This is a genomic window from Rhodococcus sp. NPDC056960, assembly GCF_042674125.1.
In the GTDB taxonomy this organism is placed as follows: domain Bacteria; phylum Actinomycetota; class Actinomycetes; order Mycobacteriales; family Mycobacteriaceae; genus Rhodococcus_F.
The window spans coordinates 85,663-104,144 of the sequence record NZ_JBHURF010000022.1; the positions used below are offsets into that span (position 1 = coordinate 85,663).

The window sequence follows — 18,482 nt, forward strand, 5'->3', positions numbered from 1 at the left end:
TCCGGGCCGTTCAGGATATATCTGTTGCTGTGCAGAGTTTTTCACAGGTCCAACTTGAGGCATTTGCTCTTGGCGCGTGAGACGCAGATCATCATGCACTCGCCGCTCTCGCGCTCGCTCTCGGTGAGAACCACATCGTGGTGCTCAGGAGTGCCCTCGAGCACCATCACTTCACAGGTTCCGCAGGTGCCTTCCTCACACGAGGCATCCACTTCGACACCGGCCTCGGTCAAGACCTCGAGGATGCTCTTGTCGGCCGGCACCGTCAGCGTCATGCCCGACTGGGCGAGTTCGATCTCGATCTGGCGGGCGTCCGTCAAGTCCGGCAAATCGGCGCGGAACCGTTCCACATGGAGCGCACCCGCGGGCCATGTCGACGCGCAGTGATTCTCGATCGCGGCCAGCAGCGGCTCGGGGCCGCAACAATAGATCGCGGTCCCGGGCGAGGGATCGGCCAGCTCGGTCGCCAGGTCGAGCAGCCCGAGGGTGTCCTGCGGATGGATGCGCACCTTGTCGCCGTAGCGAGCCAGATCGTCCTTGAAGGCCATCGAGTCGAGTGAGCGCCCGCCGTACAGGAGCGTCCAGGGGGTGCCGGACGCTTCCGCCGCGCCGATCATGGGCAGCATCGGGGTGATGCCGATACCACCGGCCACGAACTTGTATGCACTCGCGGGCTCGAGCGGGAAGTTGTTGCGTGGACCCCGGCACTGCACCTTTGCTCCCGCGGGCATTTCGTCGTGGATGTAGTCGGAACCTCCCCGGCTGCTCGGTTCACGCAGCACCGCAACCGTCCACCTCTGACGATCGGCCGGATCGCCGCACAGCGAGTACTGCCGGGACAGGCCGTTGTCGAGGTTCATCTCGACGTGTGCGCCGGGAGCCCACGGGGGAAGCAGCTCAGCATCATTCGCCTGAAGATCCAACGCCACGATATCGGCCGTCAGCATCCGTCGGTTGTGGACAACGAGACTGAGATCGACCCCGTTGTCGTTCGCGGCAGTAGTCAGATTCATGACTGTGGTATCCCACTCAGCTGATGCGGTCACCGTAAAACTCCCGTGGATTGTCGAACATGATCCGGCGCTGGAGGTCCTCCGGCAGGCCGGCGAGGGCGTTGGTGGGGTCGTTGTAGTTCCAGTGCGGGTAGTCCGAGCTGAACATCAGCACCTTCTCGGCGTTGATCATGTCCATCAGCGCGGTCAGGTGCTGGCGCTTGGGCGGTTCGACGAACGGCTGCGTGGTGAACCGCATGTTCTCATTGAGGTAGTCACTCGGATGCCGCTTGACCCAGGGGATCTCGTCGCGCAGCCCGTGCCAGTCGGCGTCGAGCTTCCAGGTGAGCTCCGCGATCCAGGCGATACCGCCTTCGGCGATGACGATCTTCAGCTCCGGGAAGCGTTCGAATACACCGTGGCACAGCAGGCTCGCGGTGTTCGCCTGATGGATCTGGCCGAGCAAAGCGTGCCATTCGATGTAGTAGGTCGGGGTGCCGGCCATCCGGGGGGCGCGAGCGTAGACGTTCTCGGTACCGCTCGGGTGTACGCAGATGGGAAGCCCGTGGCGCTGTGCGGCCTCGTAGATCGGGTAGTAGTGCTTCTCGCCCATGAGGATTTCGTGCAGTGGCATGAAGATCTCGACGATTCCGGGACGATCGGCCATTCGATCGATTTCCTTGACGGCTAGCTCGGGATCCTGAGGGGCGATGACGAGGCCGCCGCGGTACCGCTCGTCGAACTGCAGCCAGCGTTCACACATCCAGTCGTTGTACGCCGACGCGATGGTGGCGGCGACCTGCGCATCGGGCATCGCTCCGATACCCAGTAGGTGTCCGGACAGCAGAATCGCGCGATCGATGCCGGCTCCGTCGAGGAGCTGGGCTGCGGTGAATGCGGGGTCGGTCGCCGGGGACATGCCTGGGCGGGAGGTATCGCCACGCATCCCGCCGGAGGAGTTGATGTAGAGGTAGTCCAACGGCAGGTGGAACTGAGACGCCACCGTGTGGCCGCCGCCCAATCCGCTGCCGATGCGTTTCTGCCACGCCTGGCTCATGTAGGGCACCAGAGTCGCGAGTCCGTTCTCCATATAGGGGTGGACGTCGGAGTCGATGATCGTTAACGACTGCTTCTTTTCAGTGGCCTGTTGTACTGCATACGCGGTGCTCATGGGCACTTTCCTCGCTTCGACGGTGGCTCGTAAAATAGTGCTATGTTATGTACCTTACAGATGGCTGGGAGGGATGTCGAGACCTGCATCACAACGTCCGGCTGCCGAGGTCCGTGGGGTCGGGGGCGGGCGATTGACGATTAAACATGACTATGTTATCTCTGTTATAGCTGTAATCTCCATCACAGAATTCCGTGCGTACTTCAATCTGAGAGGTTCCGATGACAACTACCACCGAGACCGTTCACGAACTCGACATCGCAGTTCCTGGACTCGACAAGGTGTTCATCGCCGGAGAGTGGGTCACCTCCACCGATTCCGGAACCATCGACGTGGTCATGCCCTCGACGGAGGAAGTGGTGGCCACGGTGCCCGCCCCGACTACTGCCGATGCCGATGCTGCGGTGACAGCTGCTCGTGAGGCGTTCGATGCGGGACCGTGGCCGCGCATGACAATCGAGGAGCGCGCGCGTGTGTGCCGCGTGTTCGCCGACGAACTCGAGGCGCGGTTGGACGCGATGAATCGCGCGTGGATGTTCGAATCCGGATACACCCTCGCGCACAGCGAGATGATCAACTCCGGTGCCGGACCGGCGATCTGGGGCCATGCGATTGGAATTGCCCCCTCCCTGAACTGGGAGGAGATTCGCAAGAATGCCGCCAGTGAAGTCTTGATTCAACGTCAGCCCGTCGGCACCGTCCTGGCGATTCTCACCTACAACGGTCCGGTTCCGCTGATGGGAATGAAGGTCATCCCTGCCCTCCTCGCCGGCTGTACGGTGGTGGTCAAGTTCGCGCCCGAATCGCAGTTGACGTCCCGGCTGATTCTGGACGCCGCCAAGTCGGCCGGCTTCCCACGAGGCGTAATCAGTGGACTTGCGGCGGAGTTGGAGACGAGCAAGCACCTCGTTCAGCATCCCGATGTCGACATGGTTCACATGACCGGCGGTACGGCGGTGGCGAAGGAAGTGGTCCAGCAGACTTCGCACCGGCTGGCGCGGACGGCACTCGAACTTGGCGGGAAGTCGCCTGCGATCATCGCCGACGACGTCGATATCGACGAGGTGCTTGCGACCCTCGTACCCGGCGCCACCGGCGGCTGTGGACAGGTGTGCGTTGCACTGTCGCGAATTCTCGTCTCCCGCAACCGTTACGATGAGGTTGTCGCCAAGCTGGCCGAGGCGTTCGATGCCATCAAGGTCGGCAACCCCTTCGACCCGGGCACCGATCTCGGGCCGCTGGCCAACAAGCGTTCCGTCGAGCGGACCGAACGGATGCTGGCCAAGGCAATCGAGCAGGGCGCGGTGGTGGCCGCCGGCGGCATGCGGCCGGACGGTCTCGAACGGGGCTTCTATTTCGCGCCGACTCTTCTGCGTGATGTCACCAGCGACATGGAGATCGCGCAGGAAGAGGTCTTCGGCCCGATCACTGTTGTGATCGCCTATGATGACCTCGACGATGCGGTTCGGATCGCGAACGACACCGAGTTCGGGCTCGCCGCCTCGGTCTACGCAAAGGATCGGGACAAGGCGCTCGAAATCGCGAAGCGGATCCGGTCGGGCGGAGTGGCGCTCAATCTCGCGGGTTGCTCGCTCACCGAGCCTTTCGGCGGAGTCAAGCAGTCCGGGTGGGGTCGCGAATGCGGTGCCGAGGGGATCCTCGAGTTCACCGAACTCAAACAGATTCTGCTCAGCGGGGCGTACTCGGGATAGCGCCTCTTGCCACGGAGTGGTGGGGAAGAGTCGGTGAACTCTTCCCCACCACCGCTCTGGTTTGCTGTGGTCGCGGCATTTCGACATCGCCCGCCGTCGCAGGAACATGCATCTACCCGGCAGCGAAAGAGACCGTATCCGGCCCGAGGAGGGCGGATACGGTCTACTTGTGTCGCAGGCACGTCAGAGGCCGTAGAGTTCCCACGACACCACTTGACGCATGACATCCGAGAACTTCTTCTCGAAGTACTTCACCGACTCGACCATGTGACGTTTCATAGCCTCTCCCGCCGCGACCGTCTGGGAGATCGTGTCGTGCACCGCGAGTCCGATGGCCACAGCGATCGGCTCGATGGATCCCCGGAGCTCCACGACAGGGCGGAACGTGTTCTCCGAGAACTGCATCAACATTCCATGGTGTTCGCGAGATGTCGTGAATTGGGTGCGGCCACGACAGGTTCGCCACCGCGTACGGGCCGGATCTCGATCGCCGGAGAAGCTCGGGAATTCGCAGCCCTTCTCGAAGCGTGCTACGGCCGGCATTGTAGAAGACTCACATCTCGGTTTCCGTTGCCAGTGGATCGCCGGGACGAAGCCCCGAGTCCGGATGTCCTTGATGATCCGCTGTGCGATCACCTCGGAACTCCTCGGGGGCATTCGCTTCCAGCATCCGATGCGCCTTGTGCCTGGTGCCGCTGATGAAGCCGCAAAGGGCGAGCGAGTTGCTCAGCGGCCAGTCCACTCGGGCGGTCGTTTCTCGGCGAAAGCGGCGGCGCCTTCTCGGGCGTCGGACGAGCGGCGCACCGGGTCGACGATGACCTCCTGACGCTCGAACGCTTCCCCGGTCGCCCAGTTGCCGGACTCGACGATTACCTCCTTCGACGCCCGCACGGCCAGCGGGCCGTTGCGGCTGATTTCCTCGGCCAGCTCCATCGCAGTGTCGAGTGCACGGCCTGGTTGTGCGATCCGGTTGATCAATCCGTTTTCCGCGCACCAGCGGGCGGTCAGGCGCCGTCCGGTCAGGACTGCTTCCATTGCGAGGTGATAAGGGATGCGAGACGGCAGTCGTAGCAGCCCACCGCCTGCGGCGGTGAGCCCGCGCTGGACTTCGGGGAGGCCGAACACGGCGTCCTCGGCGGCGACGATGAGATCGCACGAGAGCGCGATCTCGAAGCCTCCGCCCACGGCGGCGCCCTCGACAGCAGCGATGATCGGCGTGACGGGAGGTTTGCGCACCAGCCCGAATGGCCCGCGGCTTTCGTCGACCGGGCGTTCGCCCGTCGCCCGGAATGCCTTCAAGTCCATTCCCGCCGAGAAGTGTCCACCGGCGCCGGTAAGTACGATCACTCGGCAGTTCGGGTCGTTGTCAAGCGTGTCGAGGGCGCGGCTGATTGTCCGAGCGGTGGCCAGATCGACGGCATTACGGGCTTCCGGCCGGTTGATCGTGAGAACCGCCACCCCACTCGCCAGGCGATCGACCGTCAACGATGGCCGGGCTTCGGTGGTGCTCATCGCGGCGCCATCCGAATCGCGCCGTCGAGTCGAATCGTTTCACCGTTGATCATCGAATTTTCCATGATGTGGACGGCGAGTTCGCCGAATTCCGCCGGATCACCGAGGCGACTGGGGTGCGGTACCGCCTGTCCGAGCTTGTCGCGCACGGTCTCCGGAAGCCGTGCGAGGAGCGGGGTGTCGAAGATGCCGGGCGCGATTGTCGCGACCCGGATCTGATGGGTGGCGAGGTCTCGCGCGGCGACGATCGTCATACCGACCACGCCTGCCTTCGACGAAGCATAGGGAATCTGCCCGACCTGGCCCTCCCAGGCCGCGACCGATGCTGTCATCACGATCGCGCCGCGGTCTCCGTCGAGTGGTTCGTTGCTTACCATTCGGGCGGCACTGAGCCGCAGCACATTATAGGAGCCGATGAGATTGGTTTGGATGACTCCCGAGTAGTTCTCGAGCGAGTTGGGTCGCCCTTCTTTGTCGAGGATGCGCATCGTATGACTACGCCCGGCGCAATGCACTACCGCACGCAACGTGCCGTAGGACTGCGCGGTGTCAAGCGCGGCGGACACCGATTCCTCGTCGGTGACATCGGCGGGAGCGAAGCTGGCGCTCCCGCCGAAACTCGCGGCAACCTTCTCGCCGGCGGAGCTGGGCAAGTCCAGGAGGGTCACGTGCGCACCCCGTTTGGCCAGTGCGCGCGCGCTGGCCAATCCTAGGCCCGATGCCCCTCCCGTGACCAGCGCGGATGTTCCATTCAGATTCATACGATTTTCCTTCGTCTCGAAGCCCCGGTCGACTCTTTTCGACAGAAGCAGAGGTTTAACGTAGATAATATAAGCATGATTAACGTCGCTGGTCGAGACCCCGAGCCGGTCCCCGGGCGTACGGCTCAATGTCAAAGGCCCTTCTCAGGAGGCTTTAAATATGCTTATGATATCACCACATAACGTTTCAGGTTTGTGACGAGCACCGAACTGGCGAGGAGAAGTGACGTGGGAGAGACCCTGCTGGAGCGGGAGAAGGACCATCCCCAGGAAGTTGTCGCGGAGCGCGACGGGCGACGGATCATCATCATGGACTCCGCGCGGTGGGTAGATGAGCGGAATACCGATCGGGATGTCGTCCTGCCGGCGTCGTACATTGGCGTCCTTCCGGCCCGCATGTGTGCCATCCACCGTCCCCGCGGCGTCATTGGGCACGACGCGTGCGTCGGCAAGGACGGGGCCGGGATCGCCGGACTCTGGTACCTGGAGGCCCTGGGAATCCCGGCCGCCACCGCGGACGGGATGACCGTGGAAATGGGCAACGGCCGCGACCTCTACGACAACGGCCTGATTTCCCACGTGAACTACCACGCCGAAAGCTTGGGAGTGACGGTCGGAATGCCCGTTCGCGACGCCGCCGAACTGCTCCGAGACAAGGAGCTGGCTGACGCCACCGTCGGAAACAAGATCCGGCGGGACATCGTCGAGGAACTCGAGGACGGTCGCCGGATCGTGGTCACCGACTCCATCGTGTGGGCTCTGCCGGAGGACGCCGGCCGCAGTGTCATGGTGACCGCGGGCCATACCGGCCGGAGTGGCGCGAAGTTCCTGCTCGAGGCCGATCCGTGGGCCTTCATCTGCCACGACGGAGGCATGTCGAAGAACGACTCCGGCATCGTCGGCCTGCGCACCGCGGAGGACGCCGGTCTCGCGGGTGCGTGTATCGACGGGCGAACGGCGCCGATCGGGGACGCGTTCCGCGGCTACCGCGAAGGGCTGATCAGCGCCTGCAACGGACCGGCCCGCGACCGCGGTGTCACCATCGGCATGTCCGTCGCGGATGCCGCTCATCTCCTCCTCGTTGGTGGCCGATGATCGAGGTGCAATATGCGCGGCCGCTGCCCACTTCGAGCGAATTGACGGCGCCGTTCTGGGCGGCCGCTCGTGAGCATCGCCTGGTCCGTCCCGTTTGCGACGACTGCCTGCGCAGCTTCTTCACACCCCAGCTGATCTGCCCCCACTGCCTCGGCGAGAAGTGGAGTTACCAGATCAGCACCGGCCGCGGAATCGTGTACAGCAGCACGGTCGTTCACCGGTCCCCGTCTCCGGCGCTGCAGGCACCGTACGAGCTGGCAATCGTCGACCTGGACGAGGGATGGCAACTGCTCACCAACATCGTCCCCGCCGGTCCGGGGCCGGCACGGATCGGTGCCCGCGTCGAAGTGAGCTGGGTCGACATCGACGAACATTGGACCTTCCCCGCCTTCCGCACCATCGACACAGAGGATCCGCGATGAACATCGGACTCGCCTTCAGTAGAAACGCTCGCCGGACCCCAGAGGCCATCGCGTGCTTCGCCGGAACCCGGTCGCGAACCTGGGCGCAGGTCAACGATCGGGCCAACCGCCTGGCCAATCTCCTCTCCGACCGGTACGCAGTGACCCGCGGTGACCGCGTCGCGGTCCTGGTCGCCAACCGCATGGAGGTGCTCGAGCTCGTCGGCGGCTGCGCCAAGGCGGGGGCCGTCTACGTCGGCCTGAACTTCCGGCTGGGCGAGCCCGAATATGCCGACATCTTCACCAACTGCTCCCCGAAAGTCATTCTCACCGATACGGAGCTGGCGCCGATGGCACGGCGGCTCACCGACGGAACCGACATCGTCGTGCTCGATATCGACGAGAGCCAGTACGAAGCCCAGTTGAGCGCTTCACCGGACATCACCCCGCAGATCGAGCGGCAGGTGGGCGCGGACGACGACTTCTGCATCGTGTACTCGAGCGGCACAACCGGTCGCCCGAAGGGCATCCTCTTCAGTGTCGGCGCCACCCTGCAGCACGCCGCGGTGGCAGTGACCGAATACGAACTCACCCCACAGACGCGGTGGATGATCACCATCCCGCACAACTCGAGCATGCAGATCACCCTTGCCCCGCTCGCCCTCCTCGGTGGAGCGATCGGATTCTCGGACTCGCGGGGTTTCAAGCCCGCGCGGTTCGTCGAAGACGTGCAATCGAACGCGGTCACCCACACCTTTCTGGTCCCGACCATGCTGATCAGGCTCCTCGAATCCGAGTTCGGCCCCGATGCGATCCCGACCCTGCAGACGATCGGCTACGGCTCCGCGCCGATCGCCCCCGACCGGGTGGCTGCCCTGGTCGAACGATTCGGTCCGATTTTCGTCCAGTTATACGGGATGGCGGAGATCGCCTCGATCGGCACCATGCTGCGCAAGAGCGACCACGCCGCTGCGGCGGGCGGTCGTCCGGAACTGTTCTCCACCTGTGGAAAAGAGTCGATGGCGGTGATGGTGCGGCTGATCAACGAAACCGGATCCGACGTTCCACCGGGGGAGCGCGGCGAGATCGTGTTCGGCACGCCGTACACGATGGTCGGCTACTACCGCGAACCGGAGCGGACCTCGGAGGTGCTCGTCGACGGATGGATGCACTCCGGCGACATCGGGCAATGGACCCCCGACGGCTTCCTGGAGATCGTCGGCCGCAAGAAGGACCTCATTATTCGCGGCGGATTCAACATCGCGCCCACCGAAATCGAGAACGTGCTGACCCTGCACGAACAGGTCCGCGAGGCCGCCGTCGTGGGGCTCGACGATCCCGAATGGGGTGAGGCGATCGCCGCGGTCATTGTCGCGAGCGGGACGCATGCGCCCTCGGTGGAAGAACTCAGGCAATGGTGCCGAGAATGCGGCCTGCCGAGCATCAAGGTTCCCGAGCGTATCGAGGTATGGGACGAGCTCCCCCGCAATGCGGTCGGCAAGATCACGAAAGCCCAAGTCCGGGACACGTTGGTGTCTCCGGCCGGTGTGTCATGACCACTCGCCACCCATTTCACAACATCGCGGTCGTTGGCGTCGGCATGACCGAGCAGGCCCGCCGACTGGAGATGAACTCGCTGACCGCCAGTGTGCGCGCCGCCAAGGCGGCCCTCTCCGACGCCGGTATCGATCGCAGCGGGGTCGACGGCATCTGTGCTCGCTGGCCAGGTCCTGGTGGCACCGTCTTCCAGCCCGGATCGGCGGACTGGGCCGGACTGCTGGGAATCCCGGTGCGATGGATCGGCGACACCTACCCACAGGGAGTGCCCGCAGTCCTCGACGCCGCCGCCGCGATCGCGACGGGTCAGTGCCACACGGTGCTGATCACCGGCGGCCAAGCCGGGGTGATGAGCGCCGAGGCCGGACGCGTCGCCTCCTACACTCGTCCCGCAAACGAGTTCGTCGAACCTTTCGGGTCGTTCACCACAGCTCAGTTCGCGCTTGTGGCGCAACGCTACCTGCACGAATATTCGCATGCCCGCGAAGCGATGGCCGAAGTCGCCGCCGCCATCCGGAACACCGGATCGGTCAATCCCGACGCAGTGATGGCCGGCCGCGGCCCGTACACCGCCCAGGACATCCTCGCCGCACCAAAGCTCGTCGATCCCTTTACCCGGTTGGAAGTATGTCTGGCCAACGAGGGCGCCGCGGCACTGGTCGTGACCACGCTCGAACGAGCCCGTGATCTCCCGTCCACACCGGTTCGGATTCTCGGGGGAGGTGCCGAATGGATGCGGCAGCAGTATGTCGACCCACCCCGGTACGACGACGTGTGGATGATCGGAGCCGACGCCTCACGCCGGGCCTATGCGACCGCCGGACTCGAACCACGCGACCTCGATTTCGTCCAGTTGTACGACGTCAACTCCGCCGAAGTCCTCAGGCAGTACGAGGCACTCGGGTTCTGCAAACAAGGTGACGGTGGACCGTTCGCGCTCGACACCGGAATCGGAATCGACGGAGGACTACCCACCTGCACCGATGGTGGCGTCATGTCCTTCAGCCACATCGGTTGGGGCGCGCCAACCTTGAAGATCATCGAGGCCGTCCGGCAAATCCGCGGAGACGGTGGCAGCAGGCAGGTACCCGGAGCCCGGACCGGTCTGGTCGCCGGTGCCGGATCCGGCGCCCAGTACTACAACGTCCTCGTCCTCGGAGCCGCGGACTGACCGTCGCCCGCAAGCAGGCCGCCGAATCGCCGGCCGCTCCCATTGAAGGAACCATCATGGCAGACATCGACTATGCAGTGGCCGACCACATCGCCACCATCACACTCAACCGGCCGCAGCGCAAGAACGCCTTCACCTTGGAGATGATCGACACGTGGGCGAACGTATTGATCGAGGCCGAACACGACCCGAATGTCCGCGTCGTCGTCCTGACCGGTGCCGGTGGAACATTCTGCTCGGGTGTCGATCTCGCGGTGCTCGACACCATCGAACCAACACCCCTCGGCGCCAAGAACCTCCTCACCCAGCACGTGCACCGCGTCGCCCACGCTGCTGAAGCGCTCAGCAAGCCCTACCTGGCCGCAGTCTCCGGGGACGCATTCGGCGCCGGAATGGACATGGCGCTGCTCACCGATATCCGGCTGGCATCCGAGTCCGCCCGGTTCTCCCAGGCATATATCAGAGTGGGCCTGGTACCCGGTGACGGAGGATGCTATCTGCTACCTCGTATCGTCGGCACCGCCACCGCCCTGCAGCTGATGTGGACCGGCAAGGTCGTCGCCGCGCAGGAAGCGTTCTCCCTGGGACTGGTCAGCGCCGTCCACCCCGACGACCACTTGGACGAGGCCATACTTGCGTTGGCCACCGAAATAGCTCATCAGCCCCCCGTCGCGGTTCAGATGATCAAGCGCAGCGCGAAACTGGGCGAGAAGCACGACCTGCGAACGGCGCTCGACCTCATCTCCTCCCACCACGCGGTCGTCATGTCTACCGAGGATTCCCGCGAGGCCCGGCGCGCCCTGACCGAGAAGCGGACGGCGCACTTCATCGGAAGCTGACCGTCCGCCAGCGAATCGAGAATGCGGGTGGAGGGTAGTGCCCAATGCTCCGCCCTGTATTCAAATGTGGTTGGTGGACAACGACATACCGCGCTGATTTCATGTCTCGGCGTAGGGTTGACAACCCGTGGGGATCGGATAAAGATGCATATATTATCCTTAGTAACCTGGATCACGGCGGCTACCGCGATAGCCGAAGACTCTGAGCGTGGAACCCCAACAGGAGGTTGGACATTGTCCGTCGAAGACAGTCGCACTCGCGCGAGTGCCGCTCGAACCGAGTCCCGCAAGAAACGTAAGGCGCTGCTCGCCGGATCAGTCGGCAACACCGTCGAATGGATCGACTGGGCACTCTACAGCGCGCTCGCACCGGTGTTCGCCACCCAATTCTTCCCGCCTGCCGCGCCTGCTGCGGGCCTTCTCGCGACGCTTGCCGTTTTCGCTGTCGGTTTCGTGATGCGCCCGGTCGGTGGGGCTGTCATCGGCGCCTTCACCGATCGCTACGGGCGCAAGAAGGGGCTGACACTGACCATCACGATGATGGCAGGCTGCGCCTTCGTGATCGCGCTGTGCCCGACCTACGAGCAGATCGGCGTGGTGGCGCCGATCGTGCTCCTGCTGGCGCGCCTTGTTCAGGGATTCTCAGCCGGAGGTGAATTCGGCTCGTCCTCCGCGCTGCTCGTCGAATCGGCCACCGGGATGCGCCGCGCCTTCGCGGGATCGTGGCAACAGGTGTCGGCAGGACTGGGTGTGTTGATCGCTGCCGTGCTCGCCCTGGTGCTGACGTCCGCCCTGGAACCTGAGGCCATGTCGTCCTGGGGTTGGCGGGCCGCCTTCATCGCGGGCGGACTTCTTGGCATGGTAGGTCTATGGCTGCGTGTCGGTCTCGATGAGACCGACAGCTTCCGCGCCGCGCACGAGGAGGGCCGCATTCCGCGTAATCCTCTGACCGAAGTGTTCCGCAAGCACCCGCGGGCGGCGCTCCGCGTGATCGGGATGGCGGCCGCCGGCGTGCTGATCTACTACATCTGGATCAACTACATGCCGGGCTACGTCAGCGCGGTGATCGGCACGATGACGCTGCAGACGGCGCTGGTGGCGAACACGATAGCGCTGGCCTACTTCCTGTGCCTTCTTCCCTTCGTCGGAATCATCGCCGACCGCGTAGGGCGCAAACCTGTGATGTTGACGTTCGCAGCCGGATTCCTGGTCTTCGCGTACCCGGCATTCCGGCTGCTCGAGACCGGCGGCTTCTGGACACTGTTCGCCGTGGAGATCGTAGGTGTCACGCTGTTGGCCTGCTATGCAGGGCTTATCGCGACGGTCATGGCCGAACAGTTCCCCGCCGAGGTGCGCACCACCGGGATCGGCTTCCCTTTCGCGATCGCGGTTGCCGTGTTCGGCGGAACGGCACCCTACGTCACCACCTGGTTGGCCACTAACGGTTTGCAGGACTGGGTATGGCTCTACGTCGCCGCGGCGGCACTGGTGGGCGTAGTCGTATATGCACGGATGCCGGAGACCCGTGACCGCGTGTTGACCTAGGCCGAAGACGTCCGGCAACTGGACCGGGCAGTCCGCGCCCCACAGCCCTGATGGGGCATATGCACGAACGACCCTCACCCGAGTGAAAGGTTCACCATGACGCACACCCCGGAAGCGAATCCGTTCAAGCGAGACATGTTCACCGACTTCGATTTCGAAGACCCGGAGTTCAATGAACGCTTTGACGAAGTGCTCAACGAAATGGCCGCCAGATGCCCGGTCGCGCACAGCACCACTGGGCATGGTTACAAGGTGATCAATACCTACAAGGATGTGAAGAAGGCCGCACAGGACTGGCGCACCTTCAGTTCGGCGAAGGGCTACGCGGTCAACCGTCCCGAAGGAACGCCCACGATCCTGCCCGAAGAATCAGATCCTCCGTACCACGACAAGTGGCGCAAGGTACTCAATCCCTTCTTCTCGCCGACGGCCATCGCCGAGTTCGAAAATCAGATCCGGACGATCGCGAATGAGTTGATCGACAAATTCGAGGCGAAGGGAGATTGCAACTTCGTCAGTGACTTCTCCGCCCACCTGCCGGGCATGGTGTTCTTCCGGTGCGTGATGGGCGTGCCCGAAGCGGACCTCCCAGAGCTCTTCGAAGGAATCGACAAAGGGACCTTCGGCCCCGTGGAGCAAAGGCCTCAGTACTTCGTGAAAGTGCGGGACTACCTCGCTACCTACATGGAACAGCGCAGTAGGGAAGCTCCTCGAGGCGATGTCGTCGACATCGTCAACGCCGGCGTCACGACGGAAGACGGAGAGCCGGCACCGTGGGAGGACAAGGTCGCGATCGTGTTGGATCTTGTGTTCGGTGGACTGGCGACCACCACCCACGCGATGACGGCGGCGGTGAACTACCTCGCCCAGCATGATGATGTGCGCAAAGAGCTGTGCGACAACCCCGACCTCATCCCGCAGGCCGTCGAGGAATTCGTTCGACTGTTCGCCCCCGTGGTGGCACCGGCCCGCTACGTCACCCAGGACACAGTTCTCGGCGACCTCGAGCTCAAGCAGGGTGACTGGATCGCTCTCAACTATGCGGCGGTGTCGCGCGATCCCGCCACCACAGAAGACCCCACCACCCTGAACATTCATCGCAAGGCAGTGGTGCACTCGGCGTTCGGCATGGGACCGCATCGCTGCCTCGGATCCCACCTCGCCCGGCTCGAACTCAAGGTCACCCTCGAGGAGTTCCTCCGCCGCATCCCGAATTTCCACATCACCGACGGAACGACGGCCAAGACCGAAACGGGCCAACTCAGGACGACGACATCACTGGAAATCACCTTCGATGTCGAACAAGAAGCGAAAGGCTGACGACCATGAAGTTGAGGATCGACGGAGCATTATGCACAGGACACGGACGGTGCTACTCCATCGCCCCCGACGTGTACACACCCGACGACGACGGCTTCTCGGAGAACCGCGACGTCGAACGGGAAGTGCTGCCCCAACATGAGGAATCCGCCCGTATCGGCGCTCAGAGTTGTCCCGAGGGAGCCATCACACTGAGTGAAGACTAACTCGATTACCGCTGATCCAGTGGAGGTTGTGGTCTCGTAACCCCGACGAGTCCATAGCCTGTACTGGTGTCGGTCACGCAGAACCCACGAAACTGGGATGTCCCGACGCAGACATACCTCCAGCGGTAATTCGACTACTTCACGGCTGCGTAACTCAGAGGCGATGAAGCTATGCGAGCTATCCATATCTCGATGTGAACCGAGTCGAATCCAATGAAGTCGGAAGACCCACGATCACGCCCGGACACGTTCCGCTGCGTGTTGCCGCTGCCGGTATCTGCCAAACCGACATTCATGATCGCGCAGCCTCCGAGCAGATGGTCCCCACGGGTTGTGCTCGGTCATGAGATCGCCGGTCATGTCGTCGAGCGGGTCGACGGCGTGGATAGACCGTCGGTCGGGGACCTCGTCGTCGTACACCCAGTCTGGTCCTGCGACCGCTGCCGGCAGTGTGTCGCGGGACGGGAGAACGCTTGCCTGAGCACAGGGGGATGGATGTATCCCGCTGCCACCCGCGGAATCTCCGTCGACCGGGGGATTGGCCGATTTCGTCACAGGTCCCGCTTCTGCCCTCGTCCCCGCCGACGGGCCTCGACCCCGCATTGGCGGCGGTCCTCCCTGACGTCGGCCTCGTTCCCTACCACTCCATCAATGCCGCCAAGGACGAACTGCGCCCGGTTCAACCGCGGTGGTCATCGGGATGGGGGCCTTGCCAGTTCGCTGTCGAGTTGCTCCGGGCACTTACGAGCGTGCGGATCATTGTGCTCGACCTCGGGGAATCTGCATGGTAGAGGATGTGCAAAGCCGTATTGCGCTCGCTGAAAACTCCGTACCGATGTCACCGAATTCGGTTCTTCACCAGTCGATATCAGCTACCGCTACCAGGGAAATCTGAGACCATGGTGGGTGCAGCGGTCAGCGAGAATGGACGCGGGGGAACGCGCCCAGCGCGATGCCGCGGGCGGTGCGGGCCGCGGTGGTCAACTGCGCGGCGACGGCGGCCACCGCGGTGAACCCAGACCGCTGGCGGCCAGGCCGGCTCCGTAGCCGATAGAGCCGGCCAGGGGCAGGTCGAACATGCGCAACACCACGCCGAAGGCTCCCGTCACGATCGATGCGCCCGCGGCGACGGCAATCGCGACCGTCAGTCCGGCGTACCGGCGGACCGAGGTCGAATTAATTGGTTCGGCGCGCCCGGTTTCCTCCTCGGCCCGGGTGTGCCGGATCACGGTCAGGATCACCGCGACAGCGATGATCGTGTACAGCGCGCCGGCATTCCAGATCGTCACCGCGCCGGTGCTGGAGTTGAATATCGGTCCGTACATCGCGATCTGGGCGGGACCGGCTGCGGTGGCCGCCGCAAACTTCGCGAGATCGGCCGCCGTAGGGTGGCATGTCCGCTTCTGTCCTGCTCCACTGTCGCCGATCGATCGGGGCTGTACTAGGGCCTTTCGTCTGCGATCTGCCGTTGCCGCGCGACTCCGCGAGAGGGTGGGGGAGGTGGTGACCAATGACCCTGACGCACGGATGGAGCGCCGCCTCACACTGAGACTTCGGGGACACCGGACCGGGAGGAGGTGCCTATGCGAAGCGGCAGAGTGGCTGTCCTGGTCCTGGGATGTCTCAGCGCCCTGGCCGGATTTGCTCTGCTCAGTGCCTCGGCGTTTCTCGGGTGGGCATATTTCATGCAACGCGACGGCGGGCACTTCACCTCGCCGCGTGAGCACTATCAGACGAGTGAGAGTGCCCTCGTCTCGGAGAAGGTCGATCTCTTCGAGGGCGCCGACCTTCCGAAAGGATTCAGCACCGAGAACCTCGGCCGGATACTTCTGCGTGCAACCGCGACCGATCCAGGCCAAGAGATCTTCATCGGGATCGGCCCCCGTGACGAGGTCGACAAATACTTCACCGACGTTGCTCGCACCGAGGTCACGGAGGTGCAATTCGCTCCGTTCCGGCCCACCTATCGGCAGATCCCCGGCACCCGAACCGCGGAACAACCAGGCACACAGTCGTTCTGGTCGGTCTCGTCATCGGGGCCCGGTACACAAGAGGTGCGCTGGGAGCTGCAGCCGGGGTCCTGGACGGCCGTCGTGATGAAGGCCGACGCGACGCCAGGGCTGTCCGTCGACATTCAGGCCGGAGCGCGCCTGACGTTTCTCGGACCACTTGCTCTGAGCGTCCTGATCGGAGCAGTCGTTCTTCTGATCATCGGAATTCCGTTGATCGTGGCAGGCGCAATCGGGTTGGGGCGGCACGGTCCGCCTCAACCACATCCCGTCGCGGAGGCAGCGGACACCGAAATCATGGGCGAGCCCACGCACCCGAAAGTTCCGTGGACCGTCTATCCCGCAAGACTCATCGGTCGAGGCGACGAACCACTGTCACGATGGTTATGGCTGGTGAAGTGGCTCCTGGCGATCCCGCACTTCTTCGTGCTCTTCTTCCTCGGGATCGCCTTCGTCGTCACCACCCTGGTGTCCGGCGTGGCGATTCTGTTCACCACCAGATACCCGCGCGCGCTCTTCGACTTCAACGTCGGCGTCCTCCGATGGTGGTGGCGAGTGCAGTTCTACACCTACTCGGCCTTGGCCACCGACCGCTACCCACCCTTCACCCTCGCACGTACCGACTACCCGGCGGACTTCGACGTCGACTACCCCGCGCGACTGTCCCGGGGACTGGTCCTCGTGAAATGGTGGCTGCTGGCGATCCCGCACTACGTGATCCTCGCGATACTCGCGGGAGGCTGGTTCGGCGGCTGGCGTGCCGGAGCGACCGCCACCGCCGGGGCGGACTTCCGACCGCCCTGGATTTTCGGTTCCCTACTCGGCATCTCGGTGACCTTCGCGGCGATCGCACTCCTCTTCACCGGTCGGTACCCACGTGGCCTGTTCGACTTCGTGATGGGCATCAACCGTTGGGCGTTCCGCGTCGCCGCCTACGTGACTCTCATGCGCGACGAGTACCCCCCGTTCCGCCTCGATCAAGGACCATTCGAGCCGGGCGAGCTCATCCCGGATGCCTGCGAAGGGGATCCTGGTCCCGGCACCTCCTCGGAAGGACCACCCGGATGACGGTTTTGGTGGCGTATGCGACCGCGAAGGGCTCGACTCGGGGCATAGCGGAGCGGCTCGGGTCGTCCCTCGAGGAGTTCGGGCAGCTGGTCGCGGTGCGGCCGGCGTCGGATGTGTCACATCTGGACTCCTACGACGTAATCGTCCTCGGTAGCGCGATCCATGGCGGGCAATGGCTCGCCGAGGCCTCCGACGCGGTCGAGCGCTTGTGGTCCGAGTTCCAGGGAAAACAAGTATGGGCGTTCTCGGTCTCGTCGGTGGGTGCTACGAGCACGACGCTGTCGAAACGGTTGGCGCGCATTCTGAGTCGGGTGACCCCGGAGCCGAGGGCAGTGCAAATGCTGCGCCGTGCCGCTGATGTCCGCGACCACCGATTCTTCGCCGGGGCGATCTCCCCGGGTGACTGGCCGGGCTTCGGACGAGTCGTCTTCACACTCATGGGCGGGCACTACGGCGACGCCCGGGATTGGACGGACGTGTGCTCATGGGCTGCCACCATCGCCACCCTATCGGACGGGGTAGGAAAAGACGGACGTCGGACGTAAATCCAGCGGCCGGCACCGAGGGGCCACCCTCCCGTTGCCCGGCGGCGAGATGACATCGGAGGTGCATCATGAGTTCGTTGACGACACAGGTGAGGTGGGCTCGGCTGACGCCTCTGCAGCGCGCCGCGCTGGTCGTGGCGGCGGCAGTGCAACTGGGACTGGCCGTGGCCGCCTGGACGGACCTGGCACGGCGTGATCCTGGCGAGATCCGGGGGAGCCGAACGAAATGGGCCGCCGTGATCGCCGTGAACTTCATCGGCCCGATCGCGTACTTCCGTCGGGCTCGCCGCAGCCCGGCCGAGACGCGGGTGGAAATCGGTCAGGTGAGCCGATCCCCGCACTCTGCATGACCTCCCGCCGAAACGCATCGAATTGCGGAAATTCCGAGCGCGATGAGAGATGAGATCGGTGCGGGACGAGCCGCCGTTCCGGCGTCGGATTGGCGAGAACTGCCCGGTCGGTGGTAATGCCACAGCAGGGTGTTGGCGTCGGGAGCACCCGCCCGGCAGCGGCGAGAACGCCGACACCTCGACCTTTTCGATCGGGTAATCCAGTGCTTCGTGGCGCATGAGGCACCC

20 protein-coding genes are annotated in these 18,482 nt (G+C 64.0%); 13 read left to right on the forward strand and 7 right to left on the reverse strand.

Annotation, left to right across the window (positions count from 1 at the left end; genetic code table 11):
- Window positions 1-41: 41 nt before the first annotated feature.
- Window positions 42-1,013 carry a PDR/VanB family oxidoreductase gene (locus tag ACFTWF_RS30850; RefSeq protein WP_378464906.1) on the reverse strand — a complete coding sequence of 324 codons (972 nt, stop codon included), beginning with the start codon at window positions 1,011-1,013 and terminating at the stop codon, window positions 42-44.
- Between the two features lie 16 nt (window positions 1,014-1,029).
- Window positions 1,030-2,163 carry an amidohydrolase family protein gene (locus ACFTWF_RS30855; protein ID WP_378464907.1) on the reverse strand — a complete coding sequence of 378 codons (1,134 nt, stop codon included), beginning with the start codon at window positions 2,161-2,163 and terminating at the stop codon, window positions 1,030-1,032.
- A 221-nt stretch (window positions 2,164-2,384) separates the two neighbouring features.
- Between ACFTWF_RS30855 and ACFTWF_RS30860 the strand changes: the two genes are divergently transcribed.
- On the forward strand, window positions 2,385-3,875 hold the full coding sequence (locus ACFTWF_RS30860) for an aldehyde dehydrogenase family protein (RefSeq protein ID WP_378464908.1): 1,491 nt from the start codon (window positions 2,385-2,387) through the stop codon (window positions 3,873-3,875).
- Window positions 3,876-4,058: 183 nt separating this feature from the next.
- Here the strand turns inward: ACFTWF_RS30860 and ACFTWF_RS30865 are convergent, their stop codons facing one another.
- From ACFTWF_RS30865 to ACFTWF_RS30880, 4 genes are all read right to left on the reverse strand, one after another.
- The gene (locus tag ACFTWF_RS30865) at window positions 4,059-4,280 is read right to left on the reverse strand and encodes a hypothetical protein (protein ID WP_378464909.1); all 222 of its coding nucleotides are present in this window, start codon (window positions 4,278-4,280) and stop codon (window positions 4,059-4,061) included.
- Between the two features lie 148 nt (window positions 4,281-4,428).
- Window positions 4,429-4,617, reverse strand: coding sequence for a hypothetical protein (locus tag ACFTWF_RS30870; RefSeq protein ID WP_378464910.1), 189 nt, complete (start codon window positions 4,615-4,617; stop codon window positions 4,429-4,431).
- A complete protein-coding gene (locus tag ACFTWF_RS30875) occupies window positions 4,602-5,387 on the reverse strand; it encodes a crotonase/enoyl-CoA hydratase family protein (RefSeq protein ID WP_378464911.1) in 786 nt (261 codons plus the stop codon). The genes ACFTWF_RS30870 and ACFTWF_RS30875 overlap by 16 nt, the downstream gene beginning before the upstream one ends.
- Window positions 5,384-6,148 (reverse strand): SDR family NAD(P)-dependent oxidoreductase, encoded by a 765-nt coding sequence (locus tag ACFTWF_RS30880; protein ID WP_378464981.1) that lies wholly within the window; start codon window positions 6,146-6,148, stop codon window positions 5,384-5,386. The genes ACFTWF_RS30875 and ACFTWF_RS30880 overlap by 4 nt, the downstream gene beginning before the upstream one ends.
- A 228-nt stretch (window positions 6,149-6,376) precedes the next feature.
- Between ACFTWF_RS30880 and ACFTWF_RS30885 the strand changes: the two genes are divergently transcribed.
- The 9 genes from ACFTWF_RS30885 to ACFTWF_RS30925 all read left to right on the forward strand — a co-directional run bounded on the left by ACFTWF_RS30885 (window position 6,377) and on the right by ACFTWF_RS30925 (window position 15,104).
- Window positions 6,377-7,243: a hypothetical protein gene (locus ACFTWF_RS30885; protein WP_378464912.1), complete on the forward strand. Its 867-nt coding sequence runs from the start codon at window positions 6,377-6,379 to the stop codon at window positions 7,241-7,243.
- Entirely contained in the window at window positions 7,240-7,665 is a 426-nt protein-coding gene (locus ACFTWF_RS30890; protein ID WP_378464913.1) for a Zn-ribbon domain-containing OB-fold protein, read from the forward strand. Before ACFTWF_RS30885 ends, ACFTWF_RS30890 begins: the two co-directional genes overlap by 4 nt.
- Window positions 7,662-9,200, forward strand: coding sequence for a class I adenylate-forming enzyme family protein (locus ACFTWF_RS30895; RefSeq protein WP_378464914.1), 1,539 nt, complete (start codon window positions 7,662-7,664; stop codon window positions 9,198-9,200). The genes ACFTWF_RS30890 and ACFTWF_RS30895 overlap by 4 nt, the downstream gene beginning before the upstream one ends.
- Window positions 9,197-10,372 carry a thiolase family protein gene (locus ACFTWF_RS30900; RefSeq protein WP_378464915.1) on the forward strand — a complete coding sequence of 392 codons (1,176 nt, stop codon included), beginning with the start codon at window positions 9,197-9,199 and terminating at the stop codon, window positions 10,370-10,372. Before ACFTWF_RS30895 ends, ACFTWF_RS30900 begins: the two co-directional genes overlap by 4 nt.
- A 56-nt stretch (window positions 10,373-10,428) precedes the next feature.
- On the forward strand, window positions 10,429-11,211 hold the full coding sequence (locus ACFTWF_RS30905) for an enoyl-CoA hydratase/isomerase family protein (protein ID WP_378464916.1): 783 nt from the start codon (window positions 10,429-10,431) through the stop codon (window positions 11,209-11,211).
- Between the two features lie 144 nt (window positions 11,212-11,355).
- Entirely contained in the window at window positions 11,356-12,756 is a 1,401-nt protein-coding gene (locus ACFTWF_RS30910) for an MFS transporter (RefSeq protein WP_378464917.1), read from the forward strand.
- 96 nt (window positions 12,757-12,852) lie between these two features.
- Entirely contained in the window at window positions 12,853-14,076 is a 1,224-nt protein-coding gene (locus ACFTWF_RS30915; RefSeq protein ID WP_378464918.1) for a cytochrome P450, read from the forward strand.
- Between the two features lie 5 nt (window positions 14,077-14,081).
- The gene (locus ACFTWF_RS30920; protein ID WP_378464919.1) at window positions 14,082-14,282 is read left to right on the forward strand and encodes a ferredoxin; all 201 of its coding nucleotides are present in this window, start codon (window positions 14,082-14,084) and stop codon (window positions 14,280-14,282) included.
- Window positions 14,283-14,576: 294 nt separating this feature from the next.
- Window positions 14,577-15,104 carry an alcohol dehydrogenase catalytic domain-containing protein gene (locus ACFTWF_RS30925; protein ID WP_378464982.1) on the forward strand — a complete coding sequence of 176 codons (528 nt, stop codon included), beginning with the start codon at window positions 14,577-14,579 and terminating at the stop codon, window positions 15,102-15,104.
- A 158-nt stretch (window positions 15,105-15,262) separates the two neighbouring features.
- Here ACFTWF_RS30925 and ACFTWF_RS30930 read toward each other — a convergent pair whose 3' ends face one another.
- On the reverse strand, window positions 15,263-15,571 hold the full coding sequence (locus tag ACFTWF_RS30930) for a hypothetical protein (RefSeq protein ID WP_378464920.1): 309 nt from the start codon (window positions 15,569-15,571) through the stop codon (window positions 15,263-15,265).
- A 294-nt stretch (window positions 15,572-15,865) separates the two neighbouring features.
- Here ACFTWF_RS30930 and ACFTWF_RS30935 point away from each other — a divergent pair, with 294 nt between their 5' ends.
- The 3 genes from ACFTWF_RS30935 to ACFTWF_RS30945 all read left to right on the forward strand — a co-directional run bounded on the left by ACFTWF_RS30935 (window position 15,866) and on the right by ACFTWF_RS30945 (window position 18,254).
- Complete coding sequence (locus ACFTWF_RS30935; protein WP_378464921.1) at window positions 15,866-17,359, forward strand: DUF4389 domain-containing protein; 1,494 nt, start codon at window positions 15,866-15,868, stop codon at window positions 17,357-17,359.
- Window positions 17,356-17,904 (forward strand): flavodoxin domain-containing protein, encoded by a 549-nt coding sequence (locus ACFTWF_RS30940; protein ID WP_378464922.1) that lies wholly within the window; start codon window positions 17,356-17,358, stop codon window positions 17,902-17,904. Before ACFTWF_RS30935 ends, ACFTWF_RS30940 begins: the two co-directional genes overlap by 4 nt.
- Before the next feature lie 68 nt (window positions 17,905-17,972).
- Window positions 17,973-18,254 carry a PLDc N-terminal domain-containing protein gene (locus ACFTWF_RS30945; protein WP_378464923.1) on the forward strand — a complete coding sequence of 94 codons (282 nt, stop codon included), beginning with the start codon at window positions 17,973-17,975 and terminating at the stop codon, window positions 18,252-18,254.
- The last annotated feature ends 228 nt before the right edge of the window (window positions 18,255-18,482 follow it).

Bases quoted from the DNA above. Each gene is read 5' to 3' on its own strand.
- ACFTWF_RS30850 (WP_378464906.1), bottom strand. From the start codon at position 1,013: ATGAATCTGACTACTGCCGCGAACGACAACGGGGTCGATCTCAGTCTC.
- ACFTWF_RS30855 (WP_378464907.1), bottom strand. From the start codon at position 2,163: ATGAGCACCGCGTATGCAGTACAACAGGCCACTGAAAAGAAGCAGTCG.
- ACFTWF_RS30860 (WP_378464908.1), top strand. From the start codon at position 2,385: ATGACAACTACCACCGAGACCGTTCACGAACTCGACATCGCAGTTCCT.
- ACFTWF_RS30865 (WP_378464909.1), bottom strand. From the start codon at position 4,280: ATGCAGTTCTCGGAGAACACGTTCCGCCCTGTCGTGGAGCTCCGGGGA.
- ACFTWF_RS30875 (WP_378464911.1), bottom strand. From the start codon at position 5,387: ATGAGCACCACCGAAGCCCGGCCATCGTTGACGGTCGATCGCCTGGCG.
- ACFTWF_RS30880 (WP_378464981.1), bottom strand. From the start codon at position 6,148: ATGAATCTGAATGGAACATCCGCGCTGGTCACGGGAGGGGCATCGGGC.
- ACFTWF_RS30890 (WP_378464913.1), top strand. From the start codon at position 7,240: ATGATCGAGGTGCAATATGCGCGGCCGCTGCCCACTTCGAGCGAATTG.
- ACFTWF_RS30895 (WP_378464914.1), top strand. From the start codon at position 7,662: ATGAACATCGGACTCGCCTTCAGTAGAAACGCTCGCCGGACCCCAGAG.
- ACFTWF_RS30900 (WP_378464915.1), top strand. From the start codon at position 9,197: ATGACCACTCGCCACCCATTTCACAACATCGCGGTCGTTGGCGTCGGC.
- ACFTWF_RS30905 (WP_378464916.1), top strand. From the start codon at position 10,429: ATGGCAGACATCGACTATGCAGTGGCCGACCACATCGCCACCATCACA.
- ACFTWF_RS30910 (WP_378464917.1), top strand. From the start codon at position 11,356: ATGCATATATTATCCTTAGTAACCTGGATCACGGCGGCTACCGCGATA.
- ACFTWF_RS30915 (WP_378464918.1), top strand. From the start codon at position 12,853: ATGACGCACACCCCGGAAGCGAATCCGTTCAAGCGAGACATGTTCACC.
- ACFTWF_RS30920 (WP_378464919.1), top strand. From the start codon at position 14,082: ATGAAGTTGAGGATCGACGGAGCATTATGCACAGGACACGGACGGTGC.
- ACFTWF_RS30925 (WP_378464982.1), top strand. From the start codon at position 14,577: ATGATCGCGCAGCCTCCGAGCAGATGGTCCCCACGGGTTGTGCTCGGT.
- ACFTWF_RS30935 (WP_378464921.1), top strand. From the start codon at position 15,866: ATGCGAAGCGGCAGAGTGGCTGTCCTGGTCCTGGGATGTCTCAGCGCC.
- ACFTWF_RS30940 (WP_378464922.1), top strand. From the start codon at position 17,356: ATGACGGTTTTGGTGGCGTATGCGACCGCGAAGGGCTCGACTCGGGGC.
- ACFTWF_RS30945 (WP_378464923.1), top strand. From the start codon at position 17,973: ATGAGTTCGTTGACGACACAGGTGAGGTGGGCTCGGCTGACGCCTCTG.